This window comes from Emcibacteraceae bacterium (assembly GCA_041396985.1).
GTDB lineage: Bacteria > Pseudomonadota > Alphaproteobacteria > Sphingomonadales > Emcibacteraceae > Pseudemcibacter.
Window position 1 is genome coordinate 833,062 of sequence record JAWKXO010000001.1, and the last position, 13,955, is coordinate 847,016.

General features: G+C 41.9%; 12 protein-coding genes. 1 reads left to right on the forward strand and 11 read right to left on the reverse strand.

Annotated features, from left to right (window positions below; translation table 11 throughout):
* Positions 1 to 138: 138 nt before the first annotated feature.
* From R3D86_04040 to tsaB, 3 genes are read right to left on the reverse strand one after another with little or no spacing between them, the layout of a single operon-like run.
* Positions 139 to 549, reverse strand: coding sequence for a Fur family transcriptional regulator (locus R3D86_04040; protein ID MEZ5757369.1), 411 nt, complete (start codon positions 547 to 549; stop codon positions 139 to 141).
* Positions 550 to 607: 58 nt separating this feature from the next.
* Positions 608 to 1,087, reverse strand: coding sequence for a ribosomal protein S18-alanine N-acetyltransferase (gene rimI, locus R3D86_04045; protein ID MEZ5757370.1), 480 nt, complete (start codon positions 1,085 to 1,087; stop codon positions 608 to 610).
* On the reverse strand, positions 1,077 to 1,772 hold the full coding sequence (gene tsaB / locus R3D86_04050; protein ID MEZ5757371.1) for a tRNA (adenosine(37)-N6)-threonylcarbamoyltransferase complex dimerization subunit type 1 TsaB: 696 nt from the start codon (positions 1,770 to 1,772) through the stop codon (positions 1,077 to 1,079). Before tsaB ends, rimI begins: the two co-directional genes overlap by 11 nt.
* 211 nt (positions 1,773 to 1,983) lie before the next feature.
* On the opposite strand from tsaB, the gene R3D86_04055 reads away from it, so the two are divergent.
* Positions 1,984 to 2,922: a polysaccharide deacetylase family protein gene (locus tag R3D86_04055; GenBank protein MEZ5757372.1), complete on the forward strand. Its 939-nt coding sequence runs from the start codon at positions 1,984 to 1,986 to the stop codon at positions 2,920 to 2,922.
* Between the two features lie 2 nt (positions 2,923 to 2,924).
* On the opposite strand, the gene R3D86_04060 is transcribed toward R3D86_04055, so the two are convergent.
* The 8 genes from R3D86_04060 to mutS form a co-directional block, all read right to left on the reverse strand.
* Positions 2,925 to 3,473 (reverse strand): NifU family protein, encoded by a 549-nt coding sequence (locus R3D86_04060; GenBank protein MEZ5757373.1) that lies wholly within the window; start codon positions 3,471 to 3,473, stop codon positions 2,925 to 2,927.
* A 79-nt stretch (positions 3,474 to 3,552) separates the two neighbouring features.
* The gene (locus tag R3D86_04065; GenBank protein MEZ5757374.1) at positions 3,553 to 4,026 is read right to left on the reverse strand and encodes a universal stress protein; all 474 of its coding nucleotides are present in this window, start codon (positions 4,024 to 4,026) and stop codon (positions 3,553 to 3,555) included.
* Between the two features lie 77 nt (positions 4,027 to 4,103).
* On the reverse strand, positions 4,104 to 5,060 hold the full coding sequence (locus R3D86_04070) for a DUF2333 family protein (protein ID MEZ5757375.1): 957 nt from the start codon (positions 5,058 to 5,060) through the stop codon (positions 4,104 to 4,106).
* 74 nt (positions 5,061 to 5,134) lie between these two features.
* On the reverse strand, positions 5,135 to 5,821 hold the full coding sequence (locus R3D86_04075) for a DUF4136 domain-containing protein (GenBank protein MEZ5757376.1): 687 nt from the start codon (positions 5,819 to 5,821) through the stop codon (positions 5,135 to 5,137).
* A gap of 60 nt (positions 5,822 to 5,881) precedes the next feature.
* Positions 5,882 to 6,892, reverse strand: a complete 1,011-nt coding sequence (gene trpS, locus R3D86_04080; GenBank protein ID MEZ5757377.1) for a tryptophan--tRNA ligase — start codon at positions 6,890 to 6,892, stop codon at positions 5,882 to 5,884.
* An 84-nt stretch (positions 6,893 to 6,976) separates the two neighbouring features.
* Positions 6,977 to 8,521: a murein biosynthesis integral membrane protein MurJ gene (murJ, locus tag R3D86_04085; GenBank protein ID MEZ5757378.1), complete on the reverse strand. Its 1,545-nt coding sequence runs from the start codon at positions 8,519 to 8,521 to the stop codon at positions 6,977 to 6,979.
* Positions 8,522 to 11,248 carry a [protein-PII] uridylyltransferase gene (locus tag R3D86_04090; GenBank protein MEZ5757379.1) on the reverse strand — a complete coding sequence of 909 codons (2,727 nt, stop codon included), beginning with the start codon at positions 11,246 to 11,248 and terminating at the stop codon, positions 8,522 to 8,524.
* Positions 11,235 to 13,946 (reverse strand): DNA mismatch repair protein MutS, encoded by a 2,712-nt coding sequence (gene mutS, locus R3D86_04095; protein ID MEZ5757380.1) that lies wholly within the window; start codon positions 13,944 to 13,946, stop codon positions 11,235 to 11,237. Before mutS ends, R3D86_04090 begins: the two co-directional genes overlap by 14 nt.
* Positions 13,947 to 13,955 lie beyond the last annotated feature (9 nt).

Consider the following 13,955-nt stretch of genomic DNA (forward strand, 5'->3'; position numbering starts at 1 on the left):
AAAATACTTTCGCATTTAAATTCTAACTCGATATTTAACCCATAAAAACAAACACTGTTTAGGTTTCCCTTCACAGTGTTGTCGTCTATAGCACTCATATGCATAAATAGCTATAAATACTATTTTAGGCTAATACACCTAATTTTTCTTCTTTACACCGTAAAGTTCCATCCGGTGATCAACAAGTTCATAACCAAGTTTTTTGGCAATAGCTTTTTGTAGCTGTTCTATTTCTTCGTCAAAAAATTCAATTACCTCGCCACTTTCAATATCAATCATATGGTCATGATGGCTTTCCGTAACCAGCTCATATCTTGAGCGACCATCACGAAAATCATGGCGTTCCAGGATATTTGCCTCTTCAAATAGTCTGACAGTGCGATAGACTGTCGCAATACTAATCTGATTATCGATCTCTGTGGAACGTCTGTAGACTTCCTCTACATCAGGATGGTCCTCAGCATCGGACAGAACCTTTGCAATGACCCTCCTCTGGTCTGTCATACGCATATTTTTTTCTATACATAATTTTTCGATTGTAGAAGTCATTCCAATTTCCTATTTGTTTCGATCCATCAGTTTGTGCGAATACAAATTTATTCTTCAATTAATCCGTCAGTTGAATTTGCATAACGAGTGCATCTGTTTTTGCACCATGATGGCCTTTATAATACCCTTTGCGGCGCCCTATTTTTTTAAATGAGCATTTCTGATATAGATTTATTGCCGCATCATTATTTTCATTTACTTCAAGAAAAAATCTTTTGACAGACTGCTGCTGCAGCCTATTTATGACCCATTCTAAAAGATAGGTAGCATAACCATTACGGCACCATTTTGGCAATATACAAAATGTAATTATTTCCGCTTCATCCTGAATGTTACGGATCAGAATAAATCCCATTGGCTGCTCTGCATTACTGATCAGATAACTTACAGTTCCAGGAATTGAGAAAAGTTCAATAAAATCCTTCTCTTTCCATTGCTGTTCATGCTCTTCATAAAATGCTTCCTCATGGATAGCAGATAAAAGCTTTGCTCCCTCAACACCAACTTCAGAGATCGAAATGTTTTTTTTACTCTTCATCGGAAACGATCATAGCTAACGGTGCTGGTTTAATAGCATCCGGTGCCCTTAGATAAAGTGGAGAAATTTCATCACTTATAACGGCCATTTCCTGTTTTTTTTCTGCATATTGAGCCATATAATATGCATCAGGAGCATCATATTTTTCAGAAGAACGAATTTCCAAACCCGATAAAAATTCAGCACCACTACCGATCAGTAAATCTATTTCAGATGTAATTCTTTCTCCTATTTTCCTGACCTGAACTGCTTCTGCTTTTGAAACAGCTTTAAAAGTACCTTTATCAACATCAAATATTTGGAAATAATTCTCGCCTCGACGAGCATCTATTGCAACAGCAACTTTTCCATTAAATCCTTTTTCTTCCTCCACAAACTGACACAATATTGCCTCAAGGGTAGTCACAGGAATCACTTTAATATCCAGAGCAAGCGCCAAGCCTTTTGCAGCAGATAGCCCAATTCTAACCCCTGCAAAAGTTCCCGGGCCAATGGTCACCGCAATTTTTTCAATGTCAGAAATTTTAATGTCACTTTCGATGCATATTTCATCAATCATTGGAAGCAGCCGCTCTACATGGCCGCGTGCACGCACCTCGCGCTTGTAAGAAGTGATCATTCCATCCTTAATAAGTGCCGCTGAACAGGCCCCAAGTGTCGTATCAATTGCTAAAATATAGGTCATTTATCGGTTAAGTTTCTTAATTAATTTTTACAGATATTTTTAAAGGTTTTTCTGGTATAGTTTGCACTGAAAAACATATAAATAATTAAATACTATAATTCGAGGGATAATATTGAAAAAACTCATTATTCAGTTTTGTCTAATAATTTTGTTCAATTCATTTTATACATCTTTGGCTATCGCTCAAAGCGAGGACAGTGCCGTGATAATTATGTATCATCGGTTTGGCGAAGAAGGTTTTCCCACAACCAATGTAAAGCTTTCCCAGTTTGATCAACATATCGCCGAACTCAGTAAAGATAACTATAATATTGTCCCTCTCAGAACCATTGTTGAGGCCCTGAAAAATAAACAGGGTCTGCCTCCAAGAACCATTGCCGTAACAATTGATGATGGATATCTTTCTATTTATAAAGAAGCCTGGCCGCGATTAAAAGCAGCGGGCATTCCGATTACTCTGTTTATTTCGACAGAATCCGTGAATGATCAGAATCCCAGCTCAATGACCTGGGACCAGATTAGAGAACTTGATGCTGATCCTTTGGTGGAAATCGGGCATCATGGACATGCCCATGCCCATATGACCGAAATCAGCAACGATGAAGCCAAAGCCGATATAGAAGAGGCAGATAAAATATACCTGCGGGAACTGGGCTATATTCCTGATTTATTTGCCTACCCTTACGGTGAATTTTCAGAGAATATGATTGAAATTGCAAAAAGCAAAAATTATGAGGCCGCTTTTGCACAATATTCCAGTGCGGCAAACAGTCGCAACGATATTATGGCCCTGCCCCGCTTTGCATTTAATGAAAATTATGCGGATATTGACCGTTTTAAACTGATCATTAATTCAAGAGCATTACCGGTAAAAGATATATTGCCGCGAACGGCAGATCTGGACGTAAACCCGCCTTCAGTCGGATTTACAGTTGATGACAGTATAAAAGGACTGGGTGCCATGAACTGCTTTCCATCCCATATTGATAAGGCCGCTCGTATCAATCTTATTGGCACGAACAGAGTTGAAGTTCGATTTGACGAACCTTTCCCGCCGGGGCGCAGCAGAATAAACTGCACAATGCCTGGTCCGGATGGCAGATGGTACTGGTTTGGAATGCCATTTTTTAGATTAAATACAGTCAATTAAGCCTATTCGACTGATTCGACGCTTTCCACTTCCGGGATATAATGCTTAAGTAGATTTTGAATGCCATATTTAAGAGTTGCCGTAGAGCTCGGGCAACCCGAACAGGCACCCTGCATTCTTAAATAAACGATACCGTCACGGAAACCGTGATAGGTAATATCACCACCGTCCCTCGCCACGGCGGGACGTACGCGAGTATCCAGCAGCTCAGTTATCTGGGCCACAATTTCAGGATCAGCCCCATCATCAACAATATGGTCTTCTGCATCACCAGTTACAATCGGCAACCCTGCTGTATAATGCTCCATTATGGTGCCCAGAATTGCCGGTTTTAGCTCGTTCCAATCCTTATCATTATTTTCTACTGTAATAAAATCAGATCCTAAAAAGACAGCAGAAACTCCATCGATTGAGAATAAAGCCTGTGCCAACGGTGAAATACCAGCCGCATCTTTATTTTCAAAAAACATTGTCCCACTTTCAAGAACAACTTCACCTGGAATAAATTTCAAAGTTGCTGGATTGGGTGTTTGTTCTGTCTGGATAAACATAATTAATACCTGTCTCTAATATATTTATTATTTAGATAGTGAGGAACTGAAGATTATTCAAGATTAGTATATTAAATATTTATGCGAATTTATCTATTTCATCATCCGTCATATTGCCCGGAACAACTAGGACTGGCATGTGGAGCATATTAAGAAGTACCTCGCGAAAGCTTCTGATCAATGGGCCTGGGTCACCTTCCACGTCAGCGCCAAGGACAAGAAGATGAATTTCACGATCCTCCGCAATTACTTCACAAATCACCTCTTCCGGCTTGCCTTTTCGGATAATGGCTTCTGCATCAAGACCTGAAATTCTTTTAATTTCACGAAGATGGCTATCGACCAGCTCTTTAGCCTCTTCCATCGCTTCCTCTTCCATCAGATGCCTGACTGATGTCCAGTGCTGAAAATCTGCCGGTGGAATAATATATAACATCAGAATGCTGCCACCCACTTTTTCAGCACGTTTACTGGCAAGTCTAAGCACCTTTTTAAATTCTGGTGTATCATCCGCGATGATCAGAAACTTCCATTTACTCTGTTGCCCGGACATAAAAACCCCTTTATCTGGCCATATTCATTTTTGATGTCTATTTTGCCATTCAAAAGATCAATTTTGCAAGCGGATATTTATTTCTGCAAAATATTGGTAATTTCTCTAAGTTGCGTTCTCGCCCTCAACAGATAGAAGCCTTCTGCAGCAAGATGATTCTGAAATATTAGCCCATCAACAGCGCAATTTGATATGATCATAGGATCCATACTGATTACCGATTCAAACGAGGCTTCCATATCATCCCAGCTTGATGCAATGTCCCGGTTCGTAATGACCTGCTTAAAATCCTTGCGAAGCCCTTTGAGTATTAAACTATAGGCATAAGCCTGACCTTTAACGTTAAAGAATAAATCATCAGCACCCAGATCAAGTACACACCCAAAACCATTTTTTATATATGCATCTATGCTTGCGGATGATGCACCCAGATCAAGAGCAATTCTGTCTAGCGTTGCCAGAAGATTATCAGCACGCTTTTCAAATACGGCATTTCCGGTCGCCAAACGCTTGTTATAGATAATGAGCTGTTCCATCGCTTTATTATATTGCTGCTCAGACGTAGCCACCGGCATTAATGATGTTGAAGGGTTCCACCACCAAATATTTCCTGAATATTGTAATAGGCCCGAAACCTCCTGTAGATCCGGATCAACAGCACTGGAGCCACGGGTGCGGCCAAGCTGGTCCACCAGTTCATAGCTAAATCTGGCAATAGCAGAAATAATGCCTGTCTGAAAATTGGCCATATTATCGAGAAATGCCCCCGGTTTAAAAATAGGGTCGTTTGCTACCCAGCTATGCTGGTTCACTTCCCGGTCGATAAGGGCAATACTAGCAGCAACAGCATTGCTGCCTTGAGAAACAGTTTGTGGTCCAAAATCAGGATTATCATCAATTTTATGAATAAGGAACATACCAACAGGATAATAAAGTAATAATAATAATATTATCACCACAGCCAGTCTTTTGATTATTTTCAGACTGATGGTTTCTTTAAGCCAATATCCAATATCTTTTGCGGTTTCCCACATAGCCAATCCTGTTGATTTATTATTTATTATAGATGGCGCAGAATAGTGTCATTTTCAACCCCCTGCCGAAAAAATCAGTCTGTCGGAATTTTAACTGAAATTCTTTCCGATGAGCCGCTCACACCTGGGAAATTGGTAAAAAAGGCTTGCACCAAATATGGCATTATTTCATGGAGATTGGCATTACGACCAGTGCTAGTTACCTCACCTTCATAAAGATTTTGTGCATTATCCTTATTTGGTTTTATAACCATTTTCAAATGACGTGTATAATTCGTATATGTGCGAACTGAAGGGGCCATTCCAAGTGGATAATATCCGAATGGGTCATAAAAACCACCGTAATAATAAGGGCTTCCATAAAAAGCACTGCCATAATAATAAGGATTTCGATAAGGAAACCAGGGGTTATAATAACCACCGTAATATCCGTATCCCATAAAACCATACATTCCAGGAGATGTGCGAACAACCTGCTGACCACCATCGACACCATAGCCTAATTCAACAATCAGGTCGGCTTTTTCACCATTGGCAGGGACATAACCAAAGCTTCCAAGTGCATTACCCACCAAAGACGCGTAATTTGCAAATTCAATACTGCCTTTATTTGCCGGATCCATAGGAACTATAACAATTTTTTCGCCAGACGGCTGGGGAAGCTGATGAAAACGCATCACATTTGTACTAATAGATTGCGTACAGGATGCCAGTAAGCTTACGGCCAGAACGGATACAAAGATTTTAAAATATTTACCCATAATCCTACCTTACATTTTTACTCTCAGATTATCAAATATTACTTTATCATTGTGGCATAATCAGGGCCGCAGAAGACCGACAATATCCTGAGCCTGCTTAAGAATTGGGGTGGCAATTTCATCGGCATTTCTCGCGCCTTCACGCAAAATACTGTCAAGATAGCTTTTATCGCCCATTAAACGGCTCATTTCCTCACTTATTGGACCTAATACCGACACACTAAGGTCAGCCAGGTCATTCTTGAATTCAGCAAAACCTTTACCTTCATATTCTTGGCAAATATCTTTCGCTTCCCGTTCACTAAGGGCCGCAAAAATATTTATGAGGTTCATTGCTTCTGCACGTCCTTCGAGTCCCTCTAATGTCCCGGGAAGCGGTTCACTGTCCGTGCGGGCTTTACGAATTTTTTTTGCAATACTGTCCCTGTCATCAGTCAGGTTAATCCGGCTGTTTTCTGAAGGATCCGACTTTGACATTTTCGCTGTTCCGTCTCTGAGAGACATAACTCTTGTTGCCGCTCCAAAAATTAGCGGCTCAACTTCCGGGAAGAAATTAACCCCGTAATCATTGTTAAATTTCTGGGCAATATCCCGGGTAAGTTCAAGATGTTGTTTCTGGTCCGCCCCTACAGGCACATGAGTAGCAAGATATGTCAGAATATCAGCAGCCATCAGATCAGGATAAACATATAGCCCGACGCTTGCACGTTCTTTATGTTTTCCTGCTTTTTCCTTGAACTGTGTCATGCGGTTAAGCCATCCCATACGGGCAACACAATTAAAAATCCACGCAAGCTCAGCGTGAGCTGAAACCTGTGACTGATTAAAAATAATGCTTTTTTTAGGATCAACTCCACTTGCAATCATGCCCGCGGCAACTTCACGCGTTGCATTTCTGAGCACTTCAGGTTCCTGCCAAGTCGTAATTGCATGAAGATCAACAACACAAAAAATTGTTTCGTAACTGTCCTGAAGGCCAACCCAATTTTTAATTGCGCCAAGATAATTGCCCAGTGTTAAATTCCCTGAAGGTTGAACCCCTGAAAAAACACGTTGTTTGAAAGCTGACATATTCATTCCTTATGGATATTTTGGACATATCCGTTATCATTTCCAATAGGACATCTATATGACGGCTAAAAAGTTCCTGGTCAACTATCTCTTTGAGAATATTGCTGTCAGTTCCTCTTTTTTTACTGTTCCTGTATAAAAAGAAGCAATCAGGTATGCCGCTATCCCGCAAATCACGAGAGTAAGCAGGCCAATAATCTGCTCTACAGAATTCCCATCAATTAAAAACTGAACCTTCTTATCAACAAACCAAACGACCCCACCCATAATAAAAGAGCACAAAATATATTTTGAAAGTCTTATTAACAATTTTCTTTCAATAACATACTGTCCACGGAGCACCAATCCGCCGCAAAGCATCATTACATTGATCCATGCTGATATTGCCGTTGCCATTGCCAATCCAACATGGGCAAAATACTGCATTAATATCAGATTGAGACTTACATTTATGATCAGTGCCACTATGGCAAACTTAAGAGGTGTTTTGGTATCTCCTCTCGCAAAATATCCGGGCACAAAAACTTTAGACAATACATATGCAGGAAGCCCCGCAGCATAAGCTGCTAGGGTGATTGAAGTTTCAATTGTGGCCTGTGCCGAAAAATTACTTCTCTCAAGCAGAACATGAATAAGGTCGTCTGGAACAATCACAAATGCTACAGCCGCCGGAATTGTAAAAAACAGGCCCATTTCAATGGCTTTTGTCTGGCTGCTTACTACTTTTGCTTCATTCCCGCTGGCAATATTTCGGGACAATACGGGCAGAAGCACTGTACCAAGTGCGACACCAATCACACCGACAGGAAGCTGATTAAGTCGATCAGCATAATAAAGGTAAGACATGGACGCATCAGGTAAATGTGACGCAATGACCATATCAAGCAAAAGGTTAAGCTGAATAACACCGGCTCCCAGTGCTGCCGGCCCCATGACGATGAGCAACCTTTTAACTCTGGGTGTCAAAGCGGGCATTATGAGCCTTATTCTGTAGCCTGCTTTAACTGTCGCTCTGTAGAGAAATAATATCTGAATAAACCCGGCAACGCTCACCCCTATTGCCAAGGTATGTGCGGGTGTTTCCATCGAATTCGACCCAAAAACCAGTGCCGAGATCATACATAAATTTAATATAATCGGCGTGGCTGCCGTTTCAGCAAATTTACCGAGCGAATTAAGAATGCCTGCCAGCAACGAAACGAGGGAAACAAATAAAATAAACGGAAAAGTAAATCTTGTCAGCGTCACGGCTAGATCAAATTTGGCGACATTATCCGTAAAACCATTTGCCATCACATAAATAAGGGCTGGCGTAAATAATTCCATTAAACCAACAAAAAGAAGCAGTGTTATCGCGAGACAGGCAAATGCCTCTTCTGCAAAGCGCAGTGCCTGTTCCTTCCCACCCTTTTCAAGGGTCACTGAAAAAATTGGTACAAATGATGCGCTGAAAGCACCCTCTGCAAAGAGACGTCTGAAAAAATTAGGGAGTTTGAAGGCAACGACAAAACAGTCCGATACTGTACCAGCCCCCAAGACAGCCGCCATAAAAATGTCCCGTACAAAACCGAGAACACGGCTTATCATGGTAAAACTTCCAAAAATAACTGTGGCTTTGAGCATAGACATCTAATTATCCACCGTCAGAACATTCATCAGTTTTTCTTCTATGAGCTCTAATCTTTTTTCGTTGGTGATTTTATGTCCAAAAATATCCCGAACGAAAAACACTGTTATTGCCCGCTCTCCATATGTCGCAATATGCGCTGAACTGATAGAAATTTTCAAATCAAATAAAACCTGACTGAGATCAAACAGATAGCCGATACGGTCCCGACCATTTAGTTCAATAACGGTCCTGGTGTTGCTGGCTTTATTATCAATAAGCACTCTGGGTTCAACCTTGAACACATCCGTTCTTAATTTTTTGATGCGCCGTCGATCAAAAACTTCTCTTGGTCTAAGTTTTCCAGACAGTGTATCTCTTATATTCTGCTCAAGTTTTTCAAGTTTTCTTTTATCCTTAAAAACCTGCCCTTCCGCATCCTGTATTCTGAATGAGTCGAGCGCCATACCGTCTTTGGTTGTAAAGATGCGCGCATCCTGAATAGAGGCACCACTTAAGGCAATTGCACCGGTCAGTCGGGCAAATAGCCCCGGATGATCCTGTGTATAGATACTTAATTCAGAAATATCCTGAAAATCGTCAATATGAATATTAACGGTGAAATTATCATTATATTTATCCGCTAAATCAATCATTAGTGCGTTTCGCACCAAATCTTCAACCGGCATCGCATGCCAGTAAGTATTATAAAAACGACGGGTGTATTTTTCGAATTTCTTGTCTGACCATTCCGGTAGAGCTTCCTTAAGTTCCGCTTTTATACTATCAACATGGTAACTATTTTCATATTTTACCTGACCCCCCAACAGATATTCGGCAGAACGGCTATATAAATCCCTTAATAATTGCCCTTTCCATCCGTTCCAGACTTTTGGTCCAACGGCACGGATATCTACCACGGTAAGCACCAGAAGCAGTCTTAGTCTTTCCGGACTTTGCACCTGACCAGCAAAATCAGCAATCGTTTTTGGATCACTCAAATCACGCTTAAATGCTGAATAGGTCATCAGCAAATGCCAGCGGACCAGCCAGGCAACTGTCTCAGTCTCCGCCGATGTCAGGCCAAAGCGCGGACATAATTTCTGGGCAACCTCCTCACCCAGTATGGAATGATCGCCTTTTCTTCCTTTTGCAATATCATGCAGGAAAACTGACAGATAAAGCACACGGCGCGACAATACTTTATGAATGATGTCATTTGACAGCGGATGTTCATCCGCTAGCAATCCACGCTCAAGCTGAGAAAGGAGTTCAATTGCCCGGATCGTATGTTCATCAACGGTATAAACATGATACATGTCATACTGCATTTGCGCCACAACCCGACCAAAATCTGGCACAAATCGACCAAGAACACCAACCTCGTTCATCAGTCGCAATGCGAAACCGGGGCCATCCTTAAATGTCATTATTTCAAGAAAAATTTCATTTGCTTTTTGATTGTTACGGGTGCGACCTTTAATTAATTTGAGATTTTGCCACATCATTCTGAGCGCCCTTGGGTGAATATCAAGGGCATATTTTTGCGCAACATGAAAAATCTCGATCATTTTGACAGGATCTTCCTCAATCTCTTCTACATTTTTAAAACTTAACCGGCTTCCTTCTATGGGAAATCCTTCAATGCTTTTCGATCTGAATGAAAAGTTGGAAAGACGGATTGGTTTTCGTTTGTGTTTCTCTTCCAGATAGGCACAAAAAATTCTTGTCAGGTCCCCAACTGTTTTTGCTGTAAGGAAAAAATGTTTCATAAACCGTTCAACCCCGGACATATTGGGACGGTCAGTATAACCCAGTTTTTCAGCAAGTATTTTCTGTACATCAAATGTGATGCGCTCTTCCGGCCTTCCCGCAAAATAATGCAGTTGGAAACGCACAGCCCAGAGAAAATCTTCTGCCTTCTGGAATTCTTTATATTCGTCCTGCGAAAAAACGCCTTTTTCCACAATTTCATTCAGGCTGTTTACCTTATAAATGAATTTGGCAATCCAGAATAAAGTATGTAGGTCGCGAAGCCCACCCTTGCCTTCTTTCAGATTTGGCTCAACAACATAGCGCGTATCCCCAAGTCTTTTATGACGCTCGTCACGTTCCTGAAGTTTTTCTTCAGTAAATTCCGGCGCATTTCCCTTTACGATTTTTCTTTCATATTTGGCAGAAAGCTCTTCATATAAAGACCTGTCACCCCAAATATAGCGCATTTCAAGAAGTGCCGTCTTAATGGTGAGGTCCGTATGGCAAAGGCGGATACTTTCATCAATGGTCCTCACGGCATGACCTACGACAAACCCCATATCCCAAAGAATATAAAGCATATATTCAACCACCTGTTCGCTCCAGGCGGTCTTTTTATAGGGAAGAATAAATAAGAGATCGATATCGGAATATGGTGCCATTTCCTGCCTGCCATATCCTCCGAATGCGGCGAGGCATAAACGTTCACTTTTTGTCGGGTTTGCCAGATGATAGACATAATCCGTAACCACATCATAAAGCATATGCACTATTTCATCGGTCAGAAAACTTTGAGCATTAGCCAGATTTACACCTGTTTCACCATTATCTGCACGCTCCCTGATATGCTGAAACCCACTGTCATAGGCATTTTTCATAAGCTCCAGCAATGGTCCCCGGATTTGATCCGGTCCAAATTTTTCCTTTAAAGCGTCAAGCTTTTCTGCCTGATCCTTGCGATTGAAAATATCGCGATGTTTTCTAATGCGTGTCATCTATTTTTTTCGACAACTCTTTTAATTTATATAACATTTCCAGTGCATCTCTCGGGCTATAGTCATCCGGGCTTAGTGACTTAATGGCTTGCTCAAGTTCTGATGATTCTTTATTTTTTTCGACACTTTTTTCATGAAGGGCAGAAAAAAGTGGTAAATCATCACTTAGAGCTTCCATCTTCTGTCCCTGTGCCACACCCTGTCCATCTGCCCCGCCCTGCTCAAGACTATGAAGCACCTGTTTTGCCCGTTCAACAACGACCGACGGCAACCCGGCAAGTTTAGCCACCTGAATGCCATATGACCGATCTGCTGAGCCTTCTGATACTTCATGCAGAAAAATAACTTCACCTTCCCATTCTTTCACTTTCATATAATAAAGTGCCAGACTGTTCAGTTTTGACGAAAGCGCTGTCATCTCATGATAATGTGTCGCAAATAAGCCACGCGCCATATTCACTTCATGAAGATGTTCGACCGCCGCCCAGGCGATGGACAGTCCATCATATGTCGCTGTTCCACGGCCAATTTCATCAAGAATAACAAGTGATCTACTGGTTGACTGGTTTAAAATTGCCGCTGTTTCAACCATTTCAACCATGAATGTTGACCGCCCCCTTGCCAGATCATCAGACGCACCCACACGGCTGAATAACCGGTCCACAATTCCAATATGAGCTTTATTTGCCGGAACGAAGCTCCCCATCTGGGCAAGAATAGTGATAAGAGCATTTTGCCTTAAAAATGTACTTTTACCAGCCATATTGGGTCCGGTAATTAACCACAATCGGTTTTCAACGCCGAGATCACAGTCATTCGCTACAAAACGTCCTTCTAGATTCTTTCTGATTGATGCCTCAACAACAGGGTGCCTGCCCGCCTCAATTTCAAATGACAGACTGTCATCCACCAGGGGCCTCGTATAATTTTTTTCTGAGGCAAGCTCGGAAAGGGCGGTGCCAACATCCAGCATCGCCAGTGCCGACGCGGCACGGATAATCCCATCCCATTTTGCCAGAACCTGAGTGACCAGCCTGTCAAACAACTCATGCTCAAGTGATAATGCACGATCAGCTGCCTGGCCAATTTTTCCGGCAAGTTCGGCAAGATCAGAAGAATTAAACCTTACCGCATTGGCAAGCGTCTGCCGATGAATAAACACTTCGTTTAACGGTGCCGTCATCAGTTTATCTGCATGCAGCGCCGTCACCTCAACAAAATAGCCAAGCACGTTGTTATATTTAATTTTAAGCCCGTTAATACTGGTATCCTGTTTATATCGACCCTCCAGCGCTGCGATTAGCCGTTTGCTTTCACTCTTAAGCATCTGAAATTCATCCAGTGGAGGATGATAGCCTCGGGCAATAAAATTGCCGTCTCTCGTTATAAGGGGCAATTCGGGTAGAAGCGCTCTTCTTAGCTCATCGACAATTTCAGCATGATTGCCAAATTTATTGAGAATTTCTTTAAGGTCATCATGATGTCCGCTGAGATCATTGCTGGATTTTGATATATTTTTTTCAATGACCTGCCTGATATTAAAAGCCTGATCAAGCGCATCCCTCACAGCCGCGAGATCGCGCGGACCACCCCGACCGACAGATAACCTTGACATTGCCCGCTCAAGATCTGGACAGCTTTTCAGCAAATTCCGAAGCTCCCGCCGCAATGCTTCTTCATTTAGAAAATATGTGACCAAATCCAGTCTTTTATTAATTTTTACGGGATCAGTAAGAGGAGCACTCAGATAAGTGCCAAGGAGTCTGGCTCCTGCGCCAGTAATTGTCTTATCAATTTCATTGAGAAGACTGCCCTTTTTGTCACCTGAAAGTGTACGGCTAAGCTCTAGGTTTCGGCGGGTGGCACTGTCAATCATCATGATGCTGTCTTCACCGACTATTTTTGGCTTTTTTAATTTCGGCAACTTGCCTTTCTGGGTCTCTTCCAGATAGTCGATTAAGGCACCACATGCCGCAAGCTCTGCCCGGCCAAACGTACCGATGCCATCCAAAACACTTACGCCAAAAGCATCCTTTAGTTTTTGCTCCGCACGGACACTGTCAAATAAGGTATTTTCAACGGGACTGATTATTTTCAGCCAATCATTCAACTTATCTGCCACATCTCTTTTATCAAGTATATTAAATGGCACAATCATTTCACCGGCATTTAATCTGGCCAGTTCGGCATCAAGATTTGCAATATCCATTTTACTGACATAAAAATCCCCCGTGGTTATATCAAGCCAGGCGAGGGAAAAACTACCTTGAGCATTCGAAAGTGCCGCAAGGAAATTATGGGACCGGGCATCAAGCAGGTTTTCTTCGGTAATGGTCCCGGGCGTAACCAGTCTGACAATATCACGCTTGACGACAGACTTGCTGCCACGTTTTTTTGCTTCCGCAGGGTCTTCCATCTGTTCGCAAACAGCGACTTTAAAACCTTTGCCAATTAGGCGGGAAAGATAATTTTCCGCCGCATGGACGGGAACACCACACATGGGGATATCCTCCTCCATGTGCTTGCCACGTTTTGTCAGGGTAATGTCCAGTGCTTCAGCAGCTATTACGGCATCATCGAAAAAAAGTTCATAAAAATCACCCATTCGGTAAAAAAGAAGATAATCACTATGGCATGACTTCAGTTTCAAAAACTGTTCCATCATAGGTGTGCTTTTTGCACCAGACTTCTCTTTCACTATTTTTTT